General features: G+C 64.3%; 18 protein-coding genes. 13 read left to right on the top strand and 5 right to left on the bottom strand.

Annotated elements, in window-relative coordinates; all coding sequences use genetic code 11:
- The first annotated feature begins 42 nt into the window (after window positions 1-42).
- The 6 genes from L1075_RS07115 to L1075_RS07090 all read left to right on the top strand — a co-directional run bounded on the left by L1075_RS07115 (window position 43) and on the right by L1075_RS07090 (window position 7,049).
- Window positions 43-2,718, top strand: a complete 2,676-nt coding sequence (locus L1075_RS07115; protein ID WP_246941120.1) for a [protein-PII] uridylyltransferase — start codon at window positions 43-45, stop codon at window positions 2,716-2,718.
- 116 nt (window positions 2,719-2,834) lie between these two features.
- The gene (gene dapC / locus L1075_RS07110) at window positions 2,835-4,034 is read left to right on the top strand and encodes a succinyldiaminopimelate transaminase (protein ID WP_246941117.1); all 1,200 of its coding nucleotides are present in this window, start codon (window positions 2,835-2,837) and stop codon (window positions 4,032-4,034) included.
- 40 nt (window positions 4,035-4,074) lie between these two features.
- A complete protein-coding gene (locus L1075_RS07105) occupies window positions 4,075-4,422 on the top strand; it encodes an ArsC family reductase (protein WP_246941114.1) in 348 nt (115 codons plus the stop codon).
- 59 nt (window positions 4,423-4,481) lie between these two features.
- Window positions 4,482-5,507, top strand: a complete 1,026-nt coding sequence (gene dapD / locus L1075_RS07100) for a 2,3,4,5-tetrahydropyridine-2,6-dicarboxylate N-succinyltransferase (protein WP_246941111.1) — start codon at window positions 4,482-4,484, stop codon at window positions 5,505-5,507.
- On the top strand, window positions 5,494-6,651 hold the full coding sequence (gene dapE / locus L1075_RS07095; RefSeq protein WP_246941108.1) for a succinyl-diaminopimelate desuccinylase: 1,158 nt from the start codon (window positions 5,494-5,496) through the stop codon (window positions 6,649-6,651). Before dapD ends, dapE begins: the two co-directional genes overlap by 14 nt.
- A gap of 8 nt (window positions 6,652-6,659) precedes the next feature.
- A complete protein-coding gene (locus tag L1075_RS07090) occupies window positions 6,660-7,049 on the top strand; it encodes a hypothetical protein (protein ID WP_246893984.1) in 390 nt (129 codons plus the stop codon).
- Window positions 7,050-7,190: 141 nt separating this feature from the next.
- Here the strand turns inward: L1075_RS07090 and L1075_RS15725 are convergent, their stop codons facing one another.
- Window positions 7,191-7,658, bottom strand: coding sequence for a cold-shock protein (locus L1075_RS15725; protein ID WP_040239538.1), 468 nt, complete (start codon window positions 7,656-7,658; stop codon window positions 7,191-7,193).
- Between the two features lie 182 nt (window positions 7,659-7,840).
- On the opposite strand from L1075_RS15725, the gene L1075_RS07080 reads away from it, so the two are divergent.
- Window positions 7,841-8,077, top strand: a complete 237-nt coding sequence (locus tag L1075_RS07080; RefSeq protein ID WP_246893985.1) for a SlyX family protein — start codon at window positions 7,841-7,843, stop codon at window positions 8,075-8,077.
- 47 nt (window positions 8,078-8,124) lie between these two features.
- Here the strand turns inward: L1075_RS07080 and L1075_RS07075 are convergent, their stop codons facing one another.
- Both L1075_RS07075 and L1075_RS07070 read right to left on the bottom strand, forming a co-directional pair.
- Window positions 8,125-9,675, bottom strand: a complete 1,551-nt coding sequence (locus L1075_RS07075) for a DHA2 family efflux MFS transporter permease subunit (protein ID WP_075367969.1) — start codon at window positions 9,673-9,675, stop codon at window positions 8,125-8,127.
- Window positions 9,676-10,728: an HlyD family secretion protein gene (locus L1075_RS07070; RefSeq protein WP_246893986.1), complete on the bottom strand. Its 1,053-nt coding sequence runs from the start codon at window positions 10,726-10,728 to the stop codon at window positions 9,676-9,678.
- A 194-nt stretch (window positions 10,729-10,922) separates the two neighbouring features.
- Between L1075_RS07070 and L1075_RS07065 the strand changes: the two genes are divergently transcribed.
- Window positions 10,923-12,626 carry an ABC transporter permease gene (locus tag L1075_RS07065; RefSeq protein WP_246893987.1) on the top strand — a complete coding sequence of 568 codons (1,704 nt, stop codon included), beginning with the start codon at window positions 10,923-10,925 and terminating at the stop codon, window positions 12,624-12,626.
- On the opposite strand, the gene L1075_RS07060 is transcribed toward L1075_RS07065, so the two are convergent.
- Window positions 12,600-13,721, bottom strand: coding sequence for an ABC transporter ATP-binding protein (locus L1075_RS07060; RefSeq protein WP_246893988.1), 1,122 nt, complete (start codon window positions 13,719-13,721; stop codon window positions 12,600-12,602). The genes L1075_RS07065 and L1075_RS07060 overlap by 27 nt on opposite strands.
- 186 nt (window positions 13,722-13,907) lie before the next feature.
- Between L1075_RS07060 and L1075_RS07055 the strand changes: the two genes are divergently transcribed.
- Entirely contained in the window at window positions 13,908-14,933 is a 1,026-nt protein-coding gene (locus L1075_RS07055; RefSeq protein WP_246941105.1) for a Fe(3+) ABC transporter substrate-binding protein, read from the top strand.
- A 54-nt stretch (window positions 14,934-14,987) separates the two neighbouring features.
- Here the strand turns inward: L1075_RS07055 and polA are convergent, their stop codons facing one another.
- Window positions 14,988-17,759: a DNA polymerase I gene (gene polA / locus L1075_RS07050; RefSeq protein WP_246941102.1), complete on the bottom strand. Its 2,772-nt coding sequence runs from the start codon at window positions 17,757-17,759 to the stop codon at window positions 14,988-14,990.
- Between the two features lie 180 nt (window positions 17,760-17,939).
- Here polA and L1075_RS07045 point away from each other — a divergent pair, with 180 nt between their 5' ends.
- The 4 genes from L1075_RS07045 to speA all read left to right on the top strand — a co-directional run bounded on the left by L1075_RS07045 (window position 17,940) and on the right by speA (window position 21,671).
- The gene (locus L1075_RS07045; RefSeq protein ID WP_246941091.1) at window positions 17,940-18,218 is read left to right on the top strand and encodes a DUF2782 domain-containing protein; all 279 of its coding nucleotides are present in this window, start codon (window positions 17,940-17,942) and stop codon (window positions 18,216-18,218) included.
- 96 nt (window positions 18,219-18,314) lie between these two features.
- Window positions 18,315-19,292 (top strand): homoserine kinase, encoded by a 978-nt coding sequence (locus L1075_RS07040; RefSeq protein WP_246941088.1) that lies wholly within the window; start codon window positions 18,315-18,317, stop codon window positions 19,290-19,292.
- A gap of 81 nt (window positions 19,293-19,373) precedes the next feature.
- The gene (locus L1075_RS07035; RefSeq protein WP_246893993.1) at window positions 19,374-19,676 is read left to right on the top strand and encodes a hypothetical protein; all 303 of its coding nucleotides are present in this window, start codon (window positions 19,374-19,376) and stop codon (window positions 19,674-19,676) included.
- Between the two features lie 93 nt (window positions 19,677-19,769).
- Window positions 19,770-21,671: a biosynthetic arginine decarboxylase gene (speA, locus tag L1075_RS07030; protein WP_246941086.1), complete on the top strand. Its 1,902-nt coding sequence runs from the start codon at window positions 19,770-19,772 to the stop codon at window positions 21,669-21,671.
- Window positions 21,672-21,680: the final 9 nt, after the last annotated feature.

Below are 21,680 nucleotides of genomic sequence, written 5' to 3'. Positions count from 1 at the left end.
ACCGGTCACCCGACGTAACGCGCGAACAGGAGTGCCACGCGAATGCTGCTTCATCACTATCGCTTCGTGCCCGACGAGACGCTGTTCGATGCGTCCGCCTTCCGCGAAGCGCTAGCCGCCAGTCGCACGCCGATCGTCGTGTTCAAGGACGCGCTACGCGAGTTGCAAGCGCGCCTGGACGCACGCTTTCATGCCGGCAGCGACATTCGCGACCTGGTCCATGGCCGTGCCTGGTGCCTGGACCAGCTGCTGGGCATCGCCTGGGAGCGCTATGACTGGCCCGACGATGGCATCGCCCTGCTTGCCGTCGGCGGTTATGGTCGCGGCGAGCTGCACCCGCATTCCGACATCGACTTGTTGCTGCTGCTCGAACACGATGACGATACCCCCTACCGCGAGGGGTTGACCGGTTTCATCACCTTCTTGTGGGACATCGGCCTGGAAATCGGCCATAGCGTGCGCTCACTGGCCGATTGCGAGCGCGAGGCGCGTGCGGACCTCACGGTCATCACCAACCTACTGGAATCACGCACGCTCGCCGGCCCCGAGCACCTACGCGAAACGATGCGCGGGCGCCTCTCCAACGAAGCGATGTGGCCAAGCGATGCTTTCTTCGAGGCCAAGTGGCAGGAGCAGATCGCCCGACACTACCGCTACAACAACTCCGAGTACCACCTCGAGCCCAACATCAAGAGCTCGCCAGGTGGGCTACGCGACATCCAGATGATCGGCTGGGTGGCCAAGCGCCACTTCGGTGAGTTGCGCTACGAGGACGTCGTCGCCCAGGGCTTCATGAACGACGCCGAGTTGCGCATTCTCAGCCAGGGCCAGTCCTTCTTGTGGCAGGTGCGCTATGCGCTGCACATGCTCAACGGCCGGGCCGAAGACCGCCTGTTGTTCGACCATCAGCGCGCCATCGCCGAGCTGTTCGGCTATCGAAACACGCCAGAGCGTCTCGCCGTCGAACAATTCATGAAGCGCTACTACCGCCATGTCACCGCACTGGCGGGACTCAATGACATGCTGCTTCAGCATTTCGACGAGGTCATCCTGCGCGCCCACGAGACGCCGGATATCACCCCCCTCAACGCGCGCTTCGAGATTCGCGGCGGCTATATCCAGGTGCGACACGCCAACGTATTTCGCCACCGCCCCGGCGCCTTGCTCGAGCTCTTCTTGTTGATGGCTCAGCATCCCGAGATCGAGGGTGTACGTGCCGAGACCATTCGTCTGATCCGCGATCATCGCCACTTGATTGACGAGAGCTTTCGCGACGACCTGCGCCACCAGAGCCTATTCATGGAACTGCTGCGTAGCGGAGGCAACATTCCGCGCCAACTGCGGCGCATGAACCGTTACGGCATCCTCGGCAAGTACCTGCCCGAGTTCGGTCAGGCCGTGGGACTGATGCAGCACGACCTGTTCCACCTCTATACCGTCGACGCCCACACATTGCGCCTGCTGAAGTTCGTGCAACGCTTCCGCGAACCCGAAGGTCACGAGGACTTCCCCGTCGCCGCGACCCTGGTGCATCAATTACCCAAGCTCGAACTGCTATGGATCGCCGGGCTCTATCACGATATCGGCAAGGGGCGCGGTGGCGATCATTCCCAACTCGGGGCCATCGATGCCACCGCCTTCTGTGAGCGTCATGGCCTCTCGGCGCGCGATACGCGCCTCGTAGCTTGGCTGGTCGAACATCACCTGCTGATGTCCAAGACCGCCCAGAAACGCGATATTTCCGACCCCGACGTCATTCATGAATTCGCGTTGGCGATGCGTGACGAGGTCCACCTCGATTACCTATACGTGCTCACCGTGGCCGACATCACCGCCACCAATCCTTCGTTGTGGAACGGCTGGCGCGCCGCCTTGCTGCGTCAGTTGCATACCGAAACCAAGCGCGCCCTACGGCGTGGCCTCGACCATGCCATCGACCGCGACGAATGGGCCCGTGAGTCACGCGAAGAAGCCCGTGGCCTGCTCGGCACGGTGGGCATCGATACCGCCAGCGCAGACGCCTTGTGGGCGTCTTTCGGCGACGATTATTTCCTGCAGTACGCGCCCAGCGAGATCATCTGGCAGACTCAAGGAATCCTCGAGCACCAGCCCTCGGAGCTGCCGCTGATCCTCGCCAACGCGCCCACCGAGGACATGGCCGAGGGCGGCACCAAGGTGTTCATCCATACCCGCTCGGTCAACGACCTGTTCGCTGCCACCGCCGCCGCCATGGAGCAGCTAGGACTGTCGATCCATGACGCGCGCATCGCCACGTCAAGCAACGACTGGACGCTCAACACCTTCATCGTGCTCGACGACGAAGGCGAACCGATTCGCGACCCGCAGCGCCTCGAGGAAATCCGCCACCATCTGGTGGAAGAGCTCGACGACCCGGCCGACTATCCGCGTATCGTCACACGCCACACCTCGCGCCAGCTCAAGCACTTCAAGGTACCCACCCGGGTAACGATCGAACAAGACGAAGCCAACGCCCGTACCATCGTCGAGCTCATTGCCCCCGACCGCCCTGGCCTGCTGGCCCGCGTGGGACGTATCTTCATGGAGCAGAACATCGCCCTCTCGGCGGCCAAGATCGCCACCCTGGGCGAACGCGTCGAGGACGTATTCTTCATCACCGATAAAACTGGCGAGCCACTCACCGACCCCGAGCGCCAGTCGCAGCTACGCGAAAGCCTGTGCGAGACGCTCGACGTCTGAACCAGCCTCATTTGAGGCCCTTGGCCGGCTTGCCTATAATCGGGCCCTGCCGATGGCGCCGCGCGCCTTCATAATAACGCCATGTCCGCGACGCCGGACTCGCTGCTGGATTACTGATGAATCCCGATCTCGACGCCCTCAAGCCGTATCCCTTCGAGAAGCTTGCCGCCCTCAAGGCCGAGGTAACGCCGCCCGCGCTATCGCCTATCGCGCTGTCCATCGGCGAGCCACGTCATGCGCCGCCGGCGGCCGTGCTCGAGGCACTGCGTCGCTTTGAGGGCGAGGTCGCGCGCTATCCGGCCACGGCGGGGCTGCCCGAATTGCGCGACGCCATCGCCCGGTGGGCGACGCAACGTTACGCGCTGACACCCGGCTCGCTCGACCCCGAGCGCCACGTGCTGCCGGTCACCGGCACCCGCGAGGCGATCTTCGCCTTCGTCCAAGCCACACTGGATCGCACGCGCCCCGCCAAGGTGGCGATGCCCAACCCGTTTTATCAGATCTACGAAGGGGCGACCTTATTGGCCGGCGGCGCGCCGCTGTATCTCGATTGCGCCCCAGAAAACGGCTGCCTGCCCGATCTCGACGCCGTACCCGCCGCTACCTGGCGCGACGTGCAATTGGTCTTCGTCTGTTCACCGGGCAACCCCACCGGTGCCGTAACGCCGCTGGCCGAGTATCAAAAACTGATCGCCCTGGCCGACGAACACGACTTCCTCATCGCCTCCGACGAATGCTATTCCGAGCTCTATCTCGACGAAAGTGCACCGCCGCCGGGGCTACTCGAGGCCTGCCGCTCGCTGGGGCGCGACGACTACCGCCGCTGTCTGGTGTTTCATTCGCTGTCCAAGCGCTCCAACCTGCCTGGGTTGCGTTCGGGCTTCGTGGCTGGCGATGCCGAGTTGATCGCCCCCTTCAAGCGCTATCGCACCTATCACGGCTGCGCGATGCCGCTGACCACCCAGCATGCCTCGATCGTCGCCTGGGAGGACGAAGCGCACGTGCAGGCCAACCGCGATGCCTATCGCGAAAAATTCAGCGCGGTGGGAAAGATTCTGGCACCGGTGATGGATTTCCCCACGCCGCGCGCTAGCTTCTATCTGTGGCCGGCGGTGCCCAGCGGCAACGATGAAGCCTTCGCCCGCGACCTGTTTGCCGAGGAACACGTCACCGTGCTGCCTGGGCGCTACATGTCGCGTGACGGTGCCCACAGCAACCCCGGTGCGGGGCGCGTGCGCCTGGCGCTGGTCGCCGAGCTCGACGCCACCATCGAAGCGGCACAGCGCATCCGACGCTCCATCGAGCGCCGCGCCTGATCCATCGCGCCACACTACAACCACTCATGAGGAGGCCGTCATGGTTACGCTCTACGGCATCAAGACCTGCGACACCTGCCGCAAGGCACGCCGCACACTCGACGACCTGGGCATCGCGTATCGTTATCATGACCTGCGCGAGGGCGGCCTCGACGCCGCGCGCCTCGATGCCTTTCTGGCCCGCAGCGACTGGAACACGCTCCTCAACACGCGCAGCACTACCTGGCGCGGACTGGACGATGCCGACAAGCGCGATCTCGACGCCGATCGGGCCCGTGCATTGCTGCTGGCGCACCCGACGCTGCTCAAGCGCCCCGTGCTGGAAACGCCGGATCATTTCCTGGTGGGCTTCAAGGCCGACGCTTATCGCGCTCTTCAGTCGACCTAGGTGCCCACCGGCATTACACGTATCACTGACCTTTTTCATCAAACCTTCGAGGATTTCCCATGCTGAGCTTCGCTCTCGGAATCGGCCATCAGAACACCCAAGGTGAATGGCTGGACGTCTACTACCCGACGCCGCTGCTCAACCCCGATGACGCCATGGTCGCAGCGGCGCGCAAGGCGCTGAACGCGCCGGCAGGCAACGCCGTGGTCAGCTTCTTGCCCGAGCACTGCCAGGCGCTCGCCGAGGCACTGCGTCAGGCCGGCGGTACCGAACAAGCCGAATTGGCCGACGCCTTCGCCGCTGGCCAGCGGCCGCTCGTCGCCGTCTTCCTCGACGAAGATAATGCGCCGGCCAGCGTGCCCGAGGTCTACCTCAAGCTGCACCTACTCTCGCATCGTCTGGTCAAGCCTCACGGCATCAAGCTCGACGGCATGTTCGGCCTGCTCAAGAACATCGCCTGGACCAACGAGGGTCCCATCGATGTCGACGAAATTGGTGCACGGCGCCTCAAGGCGCGCCTCGAAGGCCGCCCGCTCACGGTCGACTGCGTCGACAAGTTCCCCAAGATGGCCGATTACGTAGTGCCCAAGGGCGTGCGCATCGGCGATACCGCCCGCGTGCGCCTGGGCGCTTACCTCGGCGAGGGCACCACGGTCATGCATGAAGGCTTCTGCAACTTCAATGCCGGCACCGAAGGCCCGGGCATGGTCGAGGGACGTATTTCCGCCGGTGTGGTGATCGGCAAGGGTTCGGATCTCGGCGGCGGCTGCTCGACCATGGGCACCCTCTCGGGCGGCGGCAACATCATCATCTCCATCGGTGAGGGTTGCCTGATCGGCGCCAACGCCGGCATCGGCATCCCGCTGGGCGACCGCTGCACGGTGGAGGCCGGTCTTTACGTCACTGCCGGTGCCAAGATCGCCGTGCTCGACGATCAGGGCGAGCTGGTGCAGACCGTCAGCGGTCGCGATCTGGCCAACCAGAGCGATCTGCTGCTGCGTCGCAACTCGCAAAACGGCCGCATCGAGTGCCTGACCAACAAGAGTGCCGTGGCGCTCAACGAGGCACTGCATGCCCACAACTGATCGCACTACGCCAGCGTCGCCGACCCTGGCGCTGGCCTTCGAGTTGCTGCGTCGTCGTTCGGTGACCCCGGACGACGCCGGCTGCCAGGCGCTGATGATCGCGCGTCTGGAGCAGCTGGGATTTCATGTCGAACGCTTGCGTATCGGCGAGGTCGACAACTTCTGGGCCACCCGCGGCGATAGCGGCCCCATGCTGGTGTTCGCCGGGCATACCGATGTAGTACCCACCGGCCCCGAAAGCGATTGGGAATATCCGCCCTTCGAGCCGTGCATCGACGCCACAGGCATGCTTTGCGGACGTGGCGCGGCGGACATGAAAGGCAGCCTGGCGGCAATGATCACCGCCGTGGAAGACTTCCTCGCCGCGCACCCGGCGCATCCCGGTCGCATCGGCTTTCTGATCACCGCCGACGAGGAAGGCCCCGCCGTTCACGGGACCCGAGCGGTGGTCGAGCACTTGCGCGAACGCGGCATCGCCCCGGATTACTGCATCGTCGGCGAACCCTCGTCCAGCGAACGCGTGGGCGATACCTTAAAGAATGGGCGCCGCGGTTCGCTGGGTGGCGTGCTGCGCGTCAAGGGCGTCCAGGGCCATGTCGCCTACCCGCATCTGGCACGCAATCCCGTGCACGAGGCGACCCCGGCATTAGCCGCGCTAGCTGCCGAGCATTGGGATACCGGCAACGACTTCTTCCCCGCGACCAGCTTCCAGATATCCAACCTCCAGGCCGGTACAGGGGCGACCAATGTGATTCCCGGTCAACTGGAAGTGGTCTTCAATTTCCGCTTCTCCACGGAGGTCACCGCCGAGGCGTTGAAGACGCGCACCGCCGAGATCCTGGATGATTTTGCGCTCGACTACACGCTCGACTGGACGCTCAACGGTGACCCCTTCCTCACCACCGGGGGCGCCCTGGTCGATGCCACCGTGGCCAGCGTGGAAGACATGCTCGGCTATCGGCCGCAGCTGTCGACCGGCGGCGGCACCTCGGATGGCCGATTCGTCGCCACGCTGGGCGCGCAAGTCATCGAGCTGGGCCCGACCAACGCCACGATACACAAGGTCGACGAACGCATACGCGCCGCCGATCTGGAGACGCTAAGCCGTCTCTATACGACCATCATGCAACGCTTGCTTACCTGAGGTCCGCCGTGGAGCGCTACCCCGACATCGAGATCTATCTGGCCGAGGCCGACATCGAGACCGTGCAACGCTGGCTCGCCGTACACTTCGACGAACTACCCACGCTGGTCAAGCGCGGCAAGCGCCAGTGGCGAACCCAGGCGCGCCATGCCGATAGTGAGGTCCCCATTCTGCTGGTCACCCATGCCGCCGATGGCTTCGCCAGTCTGTGGTTCGACAGTTCGCATACCCCCTGGCCGCGTGATGTGGACTGCGCACGTGATGCGGCGCGGGCACTCGGCTGCGAGGTGCGTTGCTCATTGGGCGGGTGGCAGCCCGGCGACGAGCCGGACCGTTTCTGGCGCGTCCGCGCGGACGGCGAGGAAGGCGCCATCGACTGGCCAGACTCGGGACAATAAACAATACCGATTGGCGAGGCATAGGCGCGTGCCGATGTGGATGACCCACCGCCCCATGACGATACGTAGCCGCCAACGTGAAACGCCCCGTCCGATACCAGCCGGACGGGGCGTTGTCATGCCTGCGTAGCAGGTCTGCGGTCAGGAAATAACGGTCACATCATCGGCCTGCAGGCCACGCTCGTTTTCGATGACGTGATAGCGGACCTTCTGACCTTCCGCGAGCGTGCGATGTCCCTTGCCGCGGATGGCGCGAAAATGCACGAACACGTCCTCGCCGCTATCGCGGGTGATGAAACCGTACCCTTTGTTGACGTTGAACCACTTCACTTCGCCAATCTCGCGGTCGTCGTTTTCCAACTCAGCGAGATGCGCCAGCTGCCGCGACTGCGGAGCCAAGGCTTGCGTACTCAGCGTTCCCAGCAACAGCAGCACGAACACGGCCAAGGCCGTGGCGCTATAGGCGATGGCGATGCCATCGGCCTCCAGCAGCAAGGAAAACTCCAGTACGCTGCCGGTCAGCGTCACGAACAGTGCGATCAACAGTGGAGAAGGAATGGCCAACAGAACACTGATGAGACTACAACGTAGGAATATCTTACGATTCATGGACCTCGATATCTCTTGTTGTCCGATGGAAATGCTCCTTGGCGCCTGAGCGCGTCCAGAGCCGACATGAGTTGCGCAGTAACTACGCGACGTGATGAACACAACTTTTGAACACAATGCTCTTGAACGCATTGTATAAGGTGCCAGAAATGAACGGTGACACACCGTCGAAAGATTCTAGCATGACCGAGGACGCCACGCGCGACCGCCTCGACGCACTGGAGTCCCGACTCGCCTACCAGGAAGACTGGCTGGACACGCTCGACCAAGCGCTGGCTGCGCAGGACCGCCGCGTGGCCCAGCTCGAACGCACCAATGACATGCTGCGTGAACGCCTGCGGAACCTGCGTCAAAGCGTCGATCATATGAGCGATGACGACGCCCCGACGCCTAGCGACGAGATTCCTCCACATTACTGAGCGACTGCTTTGCTGGACGACTGTTGCCTCGGCCGCTGGTACATGAATCAAGCGTGCTGGGGCTTTTTCAGTAGCAGAATCAACGGCGCCACCAACAGGTACAACGCGCCCAGCCACAAGAAGATATCGTTGTAGGCCATGACCATGCTCTGCTCGAGCAGGGTCCGCGCCATCATCTCGACCGAGGCCGTCTGTGGGTCGCCGGTCGACGCCAGCAGCTGCTGATACTGCGCCTGGGTCGCGTTGACCACCTCGCGGCCTTGATCGATGGCAGGAATCAGCTGATTCCAGTGGTAGTCTTCCCGCCAGTCGCGAATCGTATCCAGCAGCGCCAGGCCCACCGCCCCGCCAAGATTGCGCATCACGTTGAACAGACCGCTGGCATTGCCGACCTCGCTCGGCGGCAAGGTGCCGAAAGCAATGCGCGAGGTCGGGATCAAGCACATCACCAATCCCACGCCGCGCACCACCTGCGGCCAGAAGAACGTGTCGAAGCCCGATTCGGCGGTCAGGTTGGCATTCATTACCGTGCCGATACCGGTCAACAGCATACCCAGCAACAGCAAGGCACGCAGGTCGACCTTGTCCGAGGCACGCCCCACTAGCGGCGCGGTCAAAAACATCGCCACCCCGGTCACGATCATGACCTCGCCGATCTGTAAGGCCGAATAGCCACGCACGTTACCCAGAAACAGCGGCAGCAGATACACAAGGCCATACAAGCCGATCCCCACCACGAACCCTAGCCACGCCCCCACGGCGAAGTTGAGATTGACGAAGGCACGCAAGTCGACGATGGGATGACGGTGGCGTAGAGCGCGCCAGAAGAACCCCACCGAGGTGAGCGCGCAGACGATGGCGGCGATGAGGATCGTACGGCTGGCGAACCAGTCATCGCCAGGGCCTTCTTCCAGCGAAAACTCCAGCGTGCCTAGAAACAGGGCCAAAAGCGCCAGGCCGATGAGATCGAGATGGCGCAGCGCCCGATGGTCGGGACGGTCGATATCCAGCAACCGCCACACCGCCAGCGAGACCAGCACGCCAGGCACGAGATTGGCGAGAAACAGCCAATGCCAGCTCGCGAACTCGGTGATGTAACCGCCCACGGTGGGCCCGATCGACGGGGCCAGAGTCGCCACCAGGCCCATCACACCCTGCACCGTTCCCATCATGCGCCGCGGAAAGACACTGAAGCTAATGGCATAGGCGATAGGGATCATCGCCCCGCCCATGAAGCCTTGAATGGCGCGCAGCACGATCAGCGATTCGATGGAATTCGCCATGGCGCAGCCGAGGCTCGCCAGCGTGAAGCCCAGGCACGAGGTCACGAGCGCGACTCGGGTGGACAGAATCCGCGTCAGCATGCCCGACAGCGGAATCATGATGATCTCGGCGATCAGATAAGAGGTCTGAACCCAAGAGATTTCATCGGCGCTGGCCGAAACGCCGGCCTGGATCTCGTTGAGGGAACTGGCGACGATCTGGATATCCAGAATCGCCATGAACATACCGAACACCGCCGCCACGAAGGCCAGTTGGGTGCGTCGTGACGGGGCTTCCTGCGGGCCCGACGAGTCGGTTGCGGTCGCCTCGGCCATTTAGTCGTCGCCCTCGGGGTCGAGGTCGCGCGTATCCACCGACGGCACCACCGAGAGGCCATCGCGCAAGCGCTCCAGGGCATCATCCGGCCCCGTCACGCGAATACGCACCGGCACTCGCTGGACGATCTTGTTGAAGTTGCCGGTGGCGTTATCTTGTGGCAACAGACTGAAGCGCGAGCCCGTGGCAGGCGCCAAGCTATCGACGACGCCCTCGAACTCGGTATCGGGATAGGCATCGACGTGCAACGACACCGACTGCCCCGGCCGCATGCGTGCGGTCTGGGTTTCCTTGTAATTGGCAATGACGTAGGCCGAGCGAATCGGCACCAATTGCATCAAGGTCAACGACGGCTGGGCCAGCGTGCCGACCTCGACCGTCTTGTTGCCGATCACGCCATCCACCGGCGCCGTCAGACGCGTCTTGTCGAGTTGGTGGCGAGCGTTATCGACATCGGCCCGGGCGGACTCGATGTTGGCCTTGGCACTGTCGCTTTCGGCCTCGAGCACGTCGAGCTGCTTGCGTGACGACGACAACGTGGCACGCCGCGCCGCGAGCGTCGCTTCCGCAACCTGAACCGCCGCTTGGTCGTCCTGATACTCTTGCTGAGAAGCATAGTTCTTCTCGGCCAGGCGCTTCGAGCGTTCGAGATGCAAGCGTGCCTGCTCGAGATCCGCCTGCGCCGACGTCACCTGGGCCTTGGCTTCGTCGATCGACGCACGTTGCTGCTCGACTTGGCGATCGGCACTGACAGCGTTGGCTTGGGCCACGGCCAACGCCGCCTGGGCTTGGGCAAGTTGAGACTTGGCATCGCTGGGGTCGAGCTTCACCAGAATATCGCCGGCCTCGACGCGCTGGTTGTCGGACACTGCGACCTCGTCGACACGCCCGCTGACCTCGGCGCGCACCGCCACACTGTCGGCATGCACGTAAGCGTTATCGGTCTCTTCGAAGAAGCGGCCGGTCTGCCACCAATGTATCCCCCAAGCGAGGGCCGCCAGCACCAACACGACCAATGCCAGCGCCGTATAAAGTCGCTTCTTGATTTTCATAACTCGCGTTCACCGGACGGTCTACAGGGGCGAGTAGGATACACTAATTTGCCCCCACGACGCTTGAGGACACACCGACGAAACGACGCCTCCGCGCCCGATGGGCGATGTCGCTATACGGCGAAGATGATAGCATTCGCAGTTGCCAGCGCGTCTCACCCGCATCTCATCGCCGCCCGCCAAAGGAACGTGACATGCCACTCTTCGGTAGCCGACCGGCCTTCTTCTTCCGTTCCCGACACCGTCGGCATGTCGACCCCTGGAGCCTGGTGACGCTTGGCGTTGCACTGAGCGTGGCCCTGCCGGTCATCACGGTCCTCGTGCACGTGCTGATCCCTTCGCGGGCGATCTGGGCGCATCTCGCGGACACCGTGCTCACCGGGTACCTCACCAACACCCTCTGGCTGGCGCTGGGCGTCGGCATCGGCACGACCGTCATCGGAACCGGCACCGCCTGGCTGATCGCCATGTGCCGCTTTCCGGGCCGCCGCGTCTTCGAGTGGGCGCTGCTGTTGCCCCTGGCCGTGCCCACTTACGTCATCGCCTACGCCTATACCGACTTCCTGCAGTACGCCGGCCCCCTGCAAAGCGAACTGCGCGCGCTCTTCGGCTGGGACCACGGGGACTACGTCTTTCCCAATATCCGCTCGCTGGGCGGCGCCACGCTGCTGATCACCCTGGTGCTCTACCCCTACGTCTACCTGCTCACCCGCGCGGCATTCCTCGAACAGTCGGCCTGCGTGCTGGATGTGGGGCGCACGCTGGGGCGTGGTCCCTGGCGACTGTTCACGACGGTCGCCGTACCACTGGCGCGACCGGCGATCATCGGCGGCGTCTCTCTGGTATTGATGGAAACGCTCAACGAGTTCGGCGCGGTGCAGTACTTCGGCGTGGACACCTTCACCACGGGGATCTATCGCACCTGGTTCGGCATGGGCGAACCCGTCGCCGCCGCGCAACTGGCTGCCTGCCTGCTGGCCTTCGTGATCATCGTGGTCGCCCTGGAACGCCTCTCGCGCGGCCGCCGTCGATACTTCCACACTACCGGCCGCTATCGCCAATTGCCGGAGTTCACCCTCCGCGGCTGGCATGCCTGGGGCGCCTGCCTCGCCTGTGCCTTGCCCATCGGCATCGGCTTCGTGCTGCCCGGCGTCATTCTCGCCGACCTCGCCCTGGAGACGGGCGATGACGTTCTCGGCGCCCGGTTCCTGGACTACGCCGGCAACAGCCTCATGCTCGCGGCCCTCGCGGCACTGGTCGCCGTGGGCCTCGCGCTCGTGCTCAGCTATGGCGTGCGCCTGCATCCCGGCCGCACCACCCGGACGGCCACGCGCATCGCCGCCATGGGCTATGCCGTGCCCGGCTCGGTCGTCGCGGTGGGGATTCTGATCCCTCTCACCTGGGTCGACCGCCACCTCTATGCCTGGTTGAACGGTCAGCTCGGCATTGAGACCGGTCTGATACTGAGCGGGACGGCCTTCGTCTTGATATATGCCTATGTCGTGCGCTTTCTGGCGGTATCGTTCAATACCGTGGAAGCGAGCCTGGCCAAGGTCACCCCCGGCATGGATGCGGCGTCCCGCACGCTGGGCCAGACCGCCGGCGGCACCCTCCGGCGCGTTCATACCCCGCTCATGAGAGGCAGCCTGTGGGCGGCCCTGCTGCTGGTCTTCGTCGATGTCATGAAGGAATTGCCCGCGACGGTGATCCTGCGCCCCTTCGATTTCGACACCCTGGCGGTACGCGCGCACAACCTGGCCGCCGACGAGCGCCTGGCAGAGGCCGCCTCGTCATCGTTGGCCATCGTCCTGGTCGGCGTCATTCCCGTCATCCTGCTCAGTCGAGCGATTCGCCACGCGCGCCCCGGGGCCTCAGGCGGGAAACGCGAAGCACTGTGAAGCATCCAGTTCCAAGGCCAACGACGTGCCGACATCCGGCAGGAAAACGCCGGGCACCTGAGCGTGCAGATGCACCTCGCCACCCCTGCCATCGGCCGCAGCCAGATGCAGCAGGCTGCTGCGTCCCAGGAGCTTGGCCATGACCACGAGGGCCTGCCGGGGCGCAGACGTCTCCACCGCGCTGGCGGCGTGAGCGAGCGGCGTCACACGGATCGCCTCCGGGCGAATCATCACGCGCGCCCGCGCGCCCTCGGCAAGCGTCGGCGCCGCCACCGCACCCGCCGGTGTCGCCACGGCACCGTTGCGGACGTCGCCTGACCACTCGTTGACGGCACCGAAAAACGTCACCACGAAAGGGTCCTGCGGCTGGCAGTACAACTGATAGGGCGTCCCCCACTGCACCACGCGCCCCTCGCGCATCAGGGCGATGCGATCCGCCATGAACATCGCCTCCTCGGGGTCGTGCGTCACCAGCAGCGTCCCGGCTTCTCCCTGCTTGAGCGCATGCAGGGTATCGTCGCGAATCTGTTCGCGCAGGCGCGCATCGAGACTGGAGAACGGCTCGTCCAGCAGCATCAGCTGCGGCGACGGCGCCAGGGCGCGGGCCAGGGCCACGCGCTGCTGCTGGCCACCCGACAACTGGTGCGGATAGCTTTCGGCGCGGGCTGCCATGCCCAGCTGATCGAGCCAATGGCGGGCGCGGACGCGCCGCTGCGACGCCGGCAAGCCATCCAGGCCGAAGGCGACGTTGTCCAGCACACTGAGGTGAGGGAACAGCGCCGCTTCCTGAAACGCCAGGCCGACGCTGCGCTTCTCGGGAGGCACATGACGGCCACCGGACGTACTGAGCGCCTCGCCTCCCAGGTAGAGTTCGCCATGCTGCAAACGTTCGAGACCGGCCACGAGGCGTAACACCGTTGTCTTGCCGCAGCCCGACGGTCCCAGCAGGCACACCACTTCGCCCGGCATCACCTCGAGACTGACCTCTTCCACGGCGACATGCTCGGCATAACGATGGCGCAACCGGCGCACGTCCAGATGAGGAGAAACCGACGCGGCCGTGCATGTGCGGAAGGCATTGAACGGTTGATTCATGGTCAAGGGCCCAGGCACGGCAAGCGATGAGGCGATCGGCAACCCATGGGGCTGACGCCACCGGCCACCGCATGCCGTTAAACGGTGATTAAACACAGTGAATTGACGCCACCAGCCGACTGGGCTTCAATACACTCGTTAATACGACTTATTATCATTACTAATCATACCACAAGGGGATATCGCATGCCGCAACGTCCACTCGCCTTACCGGCCACTGCCCTGATCGCCGGCGCCATCTTCGCCGGGGACGCCTTGGCCGAAGAGGTCAACATCTACTCCGCACGCCATTACGATTCCGACCAGACGCTCTACGATGCCTTTACCGAGAAAACCGGCATCGACGTCAACATACTCGAAGGGGATTCAGACCAGCTCATCGAACGGATTCGCCGCGAGGGCGCCGCCAGCCCCGCGGACATCATGCTGACCGTCGACGCCGGCCGCCTGTGGCGCGCCGAGCAGGCAGGCGTTTTCCAGGGCATCGAGTCCGATGTGCTGAACGAGCGTCTGCCCGACGCCATGCGTCATCCGGAAGGCAAGTGGTTCGGCTTCAGCCAGCGCGTGCGAGCGATCTTCTACGATCCCGACGATGTCGATCCGGCGAACCTGAAGCGCTACGAAGATCTCGCCGACCCGCGTTTCGAGGGCGATATCTGCATTCGCTCGTCGAACAACATCTACAACCAGTCCCTGCTCGCCTCGATGATCGCCCACCACGACATGGACGACGCCGAGGCCTGGGCCCAGGGCGTCGTCGACAATATGGCGCGCGATCCCGAGGGCGGCGATACCGATCAGATTCGCGGCGTGGCCAGCGGCGAGTGCGATATCGCCGTCGCCAACCACTACTATTACGTGCGCTTGCTCGAGTCCGATGACGCCAGTGACCGTGAGGCCGCCGAAAGCGTCGAGATCCTGCTACCCAACCAGGACGGACGCGGCGCCCACGTCAACGTCGGCGGCGCCGGCGTGGTGGCGGACGCGCCCAATCGGGACAACGCCATCCGCTTCCTGGAGTTCCTCGCTTCCGGCGAGGCCCAGCGCCTGTTCGCCGCCGGCAATCACGAGTTCCCCGTCGTCGACGGCATCGGGGTCGACGGCACGCTCGCGACATGGGGCGACTTCAAGCGAGACGCACTCAATATCAACGCCCTGGGCGAACACAACCCCGAGGCAATCCGCATCTTCGATCGCGTCGGCTGGCGTTGAGACCCGCGCCGCGACCTGCCGTCACCGGGCCCCGGCATCGCCGTGGGCCCGTCCTCAATGCGCTTCGTCCCAGTTGTCGCCGGCGTTGGCTTCGACGGTCAGCGGCACGTCGAGCTTGGCGGCGCCTTCCATGCGTTGGCGAACGGCGTCGGTGAAGGCGTCGACCTGGCTCTCCGCAACTTCGAAGACCAGTTCGTCGTGCACCTGCATCACCATCCAGGCGTCGAAGTCGCCTTCGCGTAACCAGCGGTCGACGTCGATCATCGCCAGTTTGATGACATCGGCGGCGGTGCCCTGCATCGGAGCGTTGATGGCGGTGCGCTCGGCGGCTTGGCGCCGGGTCCGGTTCTGGGCGTTGATCTCGGGCAAATAGAGGCGACGGCCGAAGACCGTCTCGACGTAACCGTCGTCGGCGGCCTGGGCGCGAATGCGCTCCATGAAACGCGCCACGCCGGGGTAACGATCGAAGTAGCGGTCGATGTACGTCTGCGCCTGATTGCGCTCGATATGCAACTGCCGCCCCAGCCCCCAGGCGCTCATGCCATAGATCAAGCCGAAGTTGATGGCCTTGGCGCTGCGCCGTTGCTCACCGCTGACGGCGTCGAGCGCCACGCCGAACACTTCCGCCGCGGTAGCGGTGTGGATGTCGCGCCCCTCGGCGAAGGCCTCGAGCAGCCCCTTGTCGCCGGAAAGGTGCGCCATGATGCGCAGCTCGATCTGCGAATAGTCGGCGGCGACGATGCGGTAGCCGGGGCGCGCGACGAAGGCCTGGCGGATCTTGCGGCCTTCTTCGGTACGGATGGGAATGTTCTGCAGGTTCGGGTCGGACGACGACAGACGCCCGGTGGCCGTCACGGCCTGGTGGTAGCTGGTATGCAGCCGCCGTGTAGTGGCATTGACCAACTGCGGCAGCTTGTCGGTGTAGGTCGATTTCAACTTGGCGAAGCCGCGATGTTCGATGATCACCTTGGGCAAGGGGTAATCCAGCGCCAGTTCCTCGAGCACCGCCTCGGCGGTGCTGGGCGCGCCCTTGGGCGTCTTCTTGATCACCGGGATCTTGAGTTCATCGAAGAGGATCTCGCCGAGCTGCTTGGGCGAGCCGAGATTGAACTCGCGGCCGGCCAGCTCATACGCACGCGCTTCCAATTCCCGCAGACGCTTGTCGAGCGCGTGACTCTGGGTGTGCAGGCGCTCGGCGTCCAGCGCCACGCCGTTGCGTTCCATGTGCGAGAGCACCGGCACCAACGGCAGCTCGATCTCATCCAGCACCGCCGCCAGGCGGCCCTCGCCGTCCACGCGTGGGCGCAACTCCCGGTGCAGGCGAAGGGTGATGTCGACGTCTTCGCAGGCGTAGGGCGCGGCTTCTTCGAGTGCGACCTGATCGAAGGTCAGTTGCTTGGCCCCCTTGCCGGCGATCTCCTCGAAAGTGATGGTCTTCTCGCCAAGGTACTTGAGTGCCAGCGAGTCCATGTCGTGACGCGTCGCCGTGGCGTTGAGCACATAGGACGCCAGCATGGTGTCCTCGAGCCGCCCTGCGACCTCGATGTCGTAACGTGCCAGCACGGAAATATCGTACTTGAGGTTCTGGCCGATCTTGGCCTTGGCGGCGTCTTCCCACAACGGCTTGAGCGCGGCCAGCACCGTATCGCGATCGAGTTGGTCGGGCGCATCGAGATAGCTGTGCGCCACCGGGATATAAGCGGCCTCGCCGGCTTCCAGCGCCAGGCCGATGCCGACGATCTGGGCTTCCATGTAATTGAGGCTGGTGGTTTCCAGATCGAAGCAGAAGATGTCCGCCTCGCCCAGGCGCGCGAGCCAGGCATCGAAGTCCTCGCGGGTGACGATGACGTGATCCGTGCGCGCAGTCGCCTCGGCAGTGCTCGCCACAGGGCCCTGCGTTGCGTCCACCGCATCGCCCGAGCGCACATCGTCGACGCCCTCATCACGCCCTTCGAGCAGCTCGTTCAGCCAGTTCTTGAATTCCAGCTCGGTATAAAGCGCCTTGAGCGCCTCGCGGTCAGGGTGCGCGATATCCAGATCGTCGAGACCCACCGGTAGCTCGCAATCGGTCTTGATCGTCGCCAGTTGATAGGACAGGAAGGCCTGATCTCGATTGGCGTCGAGCTTCTTGCCCAGCGTCTTGGCGCCGCGAAAGTCCAGCGTCTTGATACGTTCGAGATCGGCGTAGAGGGTGTCCAGCCCCCCCTGCATGCCTTGCAGCAGGCCGAGTGCGGTCTTCTCGCCGACACCCGGTACGCCAGGAATGTTATCGACCTTGTCGCCCATCAACGCCAGGTAGTCGATGATCAGCGACGGCGGAATTCCGAACTTGGCCTCGACGCCGGCCACGTCGAGCGTCTCGCCCTTCATGGTGTTGACCAGGGTGATGTGCGCGTTGACGAGCTGCGCCATATCCTTGTCACCGGTGGAAATCACCGCATCACGCCCCGCCTCGGTGGCATGCCGCGCCAAGGTGCCGATCACGTCATCGGCTTCGACGCCCTCGATGCACAAAAGCGGCAGGCCCAGCGCACGAATGCACTCGTGCAACGGTTCGACCTGAGGCCTCAGATCGTCGGGCATCGGCGGGCGGTGCGCCTTGTACTCGGCATAGATTTCGTCACGGAAGGTCTTGCCCTTGGCGTCGAAGACCACCGCCATGGGGCTGTCGGGGTACTGCTTGAGCAGGCTCTTGAGCATGTTGAGCACGCCCTTAACCGCGCCGGTGGGATTGCCTTTGGACGTAGTCAGCGGCGGCAAGGCGTGGAAAGCCCGATACAAGTACGACGAACCGTCGACGAGAACGATGGGGGGCGTAGTGGCCATGGCATCAGCATCCATTGGAAATTCGCGATGCTGCCATGATACGCAAGGCATTGCGCAGCGTCAGGCGAAACCCTCTTAACATGCGCCGAACCCGCATGATGTGGGATAATGGCCTTTCATTACCTCATGGGCTCAAGGCGCAATACCCCCGTGTTTGCCCCGCCAGCCGAGGAGACCGCCATGCAGCGCCTACCTATTATTCTCTGCCTGGGGCTCGGCCTCATTATCGGCGCCAGCGCCTCGCTTGCCGTCGCGCAGCCGTCCCCGGATATCACCGTGCGCCAGGACGACAACCGCACACTCAAGGAATACCGCGTCAACGGCGAGCTCTATGCCATCGAGATCGTGCCCCGGCAAGGCGCCAGCTACTTCCTCTACGATGGCGACGGCGACGGCAACTTCGAACGCCGCGACGCCACACGTGTCGAGGTGCCCGACTGGGTCTCCAGCGGCGAATGATGTTGCCTGCCGCACATCAACGACCTCGCGCATGGCGGTAGGACTCCCCGCGACAAGCCGCTACAATGCGCGCTTGGCACCCCGGGCGAGAGACACATGGCCGTATTCACTCCTTTGACCGAGACCCAGGTCGAACGCTTTCTCGAGCGTTTCGCTATCGGCACGTTGACCACGCTGGAAGGCGTGCCCAGCGGTACGGAGAACTCCACCTTCTTCGTCACCACCGACCAAGGGCGTTTCGTGCTCACCCTGTTCGAGCAGGGTGAAAGCGACGAGCTGCCCTTCTTCGTGGCGTTGCTCGACTATCTCGACGAACACCGGTTGCCTGTAGCAGGGCCCGTTCACGATCGTGATGGCGTCGCCCTGCAAGAGCTCGCCGAGCGTCCGGCGCTGCTGTTCCCGCGCCTTCCGGGGCGTCATCCCGAATCACCGACGCTCGCCCAGTGCCGCGAACTCGGCGATGCTCTGGGGCGCATGCACAAGGTCTCGCAGCGCTTCGAAGGCCAGCGCCCCAACCCCCGCGACCTGCACTGGCTATCCAGCGCGCAACACAAGGTCATGAGCTACCTGTCCGAGGCCGATCAGCGCCTGATGGGCGACGAGATCGACGCTTATCAAGGCATTTTCGGCGATGCCCCGTCGCTTCCCCAGGGTGCGATCCACGGCGACCTGTTTCGCGACAACACCCTCTTCGACGGCGACCGGCTGGGTGGCATCATCGACTTCTACAATGGCTGCACCGGCGATTTGCTCTTCGACCTGGCCATCGTCGTCAACGACTGGGCCAGCGCTGCCGACGGCCGTTTCGACGAAGCCCGCTACACGGCGCTCCTCGGCGCCTACCAGGCGCGCCGTCCGCTGACCGAAACCGAGCAGACGCTGTGGCCGGTGATGCTGCGCATGACGGCATTACGCTACTGGCTCTCGCGGCTGCTGGTCGTCTACGTCGACCCGCCCGCGCACGACCTCACGCCCAAGGACCCCAGCCAGTACCGCAACCTGCTCGCGATGCGCCTCGAACATGGCGCCCCGCCCTTGCCATCCGCCAATCCGGCTCCGTCACACACGCTGTAAGACTTCTTTAAGAAACGCGGCATAGGCTGGAAACGTCATCGACGGCGGAGCACGACGCTTCGCCCTGGACGGGAGCTTCCTATGCCCACCTTCACGCACGTCGTCACGACCGTACGGCCCCTTCGCATCATCTCTGCCACCCAGCATCGCTACCTGCGCTTCGGCTGCGCGTCGCTGGCCCTGGCACTCACGGCTCTGGCTTGGCAATCCCAAGGCACGGTACCTGCCCTGTTACTCACCTTCGGCCTTTGCAGCGCGCTACTGGGTGACGCCATGCAGCGCACAGGCGCTTCCGAGCGCCGGGATGCCGCATTCGGTGAGGCACTCACGCATCTCGGCATGGCCAGTGCCGCCACTCTCGGTGTGCTGTTTATTCTACGATGAACGCGCCGACGACTCTTTGCAGCCCTGCATGCGAGCGGCATAATGCCAGCCCGTTCGTTCACTGGGCCGCGCCGGCCCGTCCAGGAGTGCGCCATGACCTCGCCCGCCGAACAGGCCCGCCGCACCTACAACATCGATCAGTGGGGCAGCGGCTACTTCGACGTCGACGACGCCGGTCATGCCGTCGTGTGCCCGCTGGGCGGCAACACCGACGGCCCCGCCCTGCCACTCAACGCCCTGGTCGACGAGTTGCGCCGCGCGGGATTGCGTCTGCCGGTGCTGGTGCGTTTCACCGACATCCTGCATGACCGCGTCGAGCAGCTGTGCGCCGCTTTCGATAACGCCATGCAGGATGAAACCTATACCGGCGGCTATACCGCCGTGTATCCCATCAAGGTCAACCAGCAGCGCCGCGTGGTCGAGGAGATCCTCGCCACCCAGGCACGCGGCCATGGGCGGGTCGGACTCGAAGCCGGCAGCAAGCCGGAGCTGCTGGCGGTGCTGGCGCTCTCGGGAGACGGTCCCTCGCTGATCGTCTGCAACGGCTACAAGGATCGCGAGTACGTGCGCCTGGCGCTGATGGGCGAGAAGCTCGGCCACCGCGTCTATCTGGTGGTCGAAAAACACTCCGAGCTCACCCTGATCCTCGAGGAAGCCGAGCGCCTGCAGGTCACGCCGCGCATCGGTCTGCGTGCACGACTGGCCTCGGTGGGCAAGGGCAAGTGGCAGAATTCGGGCGGCGAGAAGTCCAAGTTCGGGCTCACCGCCAGCCAGATCCTCGACGTCGTCGAGCGCCTGCGCGACGCCGATGCCCTGGCCAGCCTGCAACTGGTGCATTTCCACCTCGGCTCACAGATCGCCAACATCCGCGATATCCAGCGCGGCCTGCGCGAATGCGCCCGCTTCTACCAAAGCCTGCGCGCCCTGGGCGCCCCGGTGGATACCGTCGACGTCGGCGGCGGCCTTGGTGTCGACTACGAGGGCACACGCTCGCGCAGCTTTTGCTCGATCAACTACTCGATGCACGAATACGCCAGCAACGTGGTGTGGGCCTTCCGTCAGGCCTGCGACGCCGAAGGCTTGCCGCATCCGCACCTGATTTCTGAATCGGGGCGCGCCTTGACCGCGCATCACGCGGTGCTGATTACCAACGTCATCGGCGAGGAGCGCTTGAGCGAGGAGGTGCCCACGCAACGCCTGGGCGGCGATGCCGAACTCGATGAACTGTGGCGCGTGCACGCCAAGCTGAAGACCACGCAGGACCCGCGCGGCCTCGCCGAGGCCTACCACGACGTAGTGCAGGCCATCGGCGAACTGCAGGATCGCTTCGTACTGGGGCTCGCTACCCTCGACGCACGCGCCGAGGGTGAGACGGTCTACTTCGCCGCCTGCCGGCGCCTGAGCGCACAGCTCGATCCGCGCAACCGGGCCCATCGCGAAATCGCCGATGAACTCGCCGAAAAGCTCGCCGACAAGTTGTTCGTCAACTTCTCGCTGTTCCAGTCGGTGCCCGATGTGTGGGGCATCGACCAGGTATTCCCGGTGCTGCCGCTCACCGGCCTCGACCGCCCGCCCACGCGGCGTGGCGTGATCCAGGACATCACCTGCGACAGCGACGGGCGCATCGACTGCTACGTCGACGGCCAGGGCCTGGAAGCAACGTTGCCGCTGCCCGAATGGCAGGACGGCGAGGACAAGCTGCTGGGGCTATTTCTGGTCGGCGCCTACCAGGAAATCCTCGGCGACCTGCACAACCTGTTCGGCGACACCGACGCCGTGGACGCCACGCTGGACGCCGACGGCCAATGGCGACTCAGCAATCACCAGCAGGGCGATACCGTCGCCGACGTGCTGCGTTACGTGAACTTCGATGCCGACGAACTCAGCCAGCGCCTATCGCGCCAGCTCCAGGACAGCGCACTGAGCGATGCCCAGCGCGACGACTTCATGCGCGATCTCGCCGCCGGCCTGGAAGGCTACACCTATCTTGAGTGACGCCGAATC

It is taken from the genome of Chromohalobacter beijerinckii, assembly GCF_023061185.1.
In the GTDB taxonomy this organism is placed as follows: Bacteria; Pseudomonadota; Gammaproteobacteria; order Pseudomonadales; family Halomonadaceae; genus Chromohalobacter; species Chromohalobacter beijerinckii.
This window is presented reverse-complemented; position numbering and strand designations above follow the sequence as displayed.

Excerpts from the sequence above, each read along its gene's own strand:
- L1075_RS07115 (WP_246941120.1), top strand. The coding sequence starts at position 43 with ATGCTGCTTCATCACTATCGCTTCGTGCCCGACGAGACGCTGTTCGAT.
- L1075_RS07045 (WP_246941091.1), top strand. The coding sequence starts at position 17,940 with ATGCAGCGCCTACCTATTATTCTCTGCCTGGGGCTCGGCCTCATTATC.
- L1075_RS07070 (WP_246893986.1), bottom strand. The coding sequence starts at position 10,728 with ATGAAAATCAAGAAGCGACTTTATACGGCGCTGGCATTGGTCGTGTTG.
- L1075_RS07080 (WP_246893985.1), top strand. The coding sequence starts at position 7,841 with ATGACCGAGGACGCCACGCGCGACCGCCTCGACGCACTGGAGTCCCGA.
- L1075_RS07035 (WP_246893993.1), top strand. The coding sequence starts at position 19,374 with ATGCCCACCTTCACGCACGTCGTCACGACCGTACGGCCCCTTCGCATC.
- L1075_RS07060 (WP_246893988.1), bottom strand. The coding sequence starts at position 13,721 with ATGAATCAACCGTTCAATGCCTTCCGCACATGCACGGCCGCGTCGGTT.
- L1075_RS07075 (WP_075367969.1), bottom strand. The coding sequence starts at position 9,675 with ATGGCCGAGGCGACCGCAACCGACTCGTCGGGCCCGCAGGAAGCCCCG.
- L1075_RS07055 (WP_246941105.1), top strand. The coding sequence starts at position 13,908 with ATGCCGCAACGTCCACTCGCCTTACCGGCCACTGCCCTGATCGCCGGC.
- polA (WP_246941102.1), bottom strand. The coding sequence starts at position 17,759 with ATGGCCACTACGCCCCCCATCGTTCTCGTCGACGGTTCGTCGTACTTG.
- L1075_RS07065 (WP_246893987.1), top strand. The coding sequence starts at position 10,923 with ATGCCACTCTTCGGTAGCCGACCGGCCTTCTTCTTCCGTTCCCGACAC.
- L1075_RS07040 (WP_246941088.1), top strand. The coding sequence starts at position 18,315 with ATGGCCGTATTCACTCCTTTGACCGAGACCCAGGTCGAACGCTTTCTC.
- dapE (WP_246941108.1), top strand. The coding sequence starts at position 5,494 with ATGCCCACAACTGATCGCACTACGCCAGCGTCGCCGACCCTGGCGCTG.
- dapD (WP_246941111.1), top strand. The coding sequence starts at position 4,482 with ATGCTGAGCTTCGCTCTCGGAATCGGCCATCAGAACACCCAAGGTGAA.
- L1075_RS07105 (WP_246941114.1), top strand. The coding sequence starts at position 4,075 with ATGGTTACGCTCTACGGCATCAAGACCTGCGACACCTGCCGCAAGGCA.
- L1075_RS15725 (WP_040239538.1), bottom strand. The coding sequence starts at position 7,658 with ATGAATCGTAAGATATTCCTACGTTGTAGTCTCATCAGTGTTCTGTTG.
- speA (WP_246941086.1), top strand. The coding sequence starts at position 19,770 with ATGACCTCGCCCGCCGAACAGGCCCGCCGCACCTACAACATCGATCAG.
- dapC (WP_246941117.1), top strand. The coding sequence starts at position 2,835 with ATGAATCCCGATCTCGACGCCCTCAAGCCGTATCCCTTCGAGAAGCTT.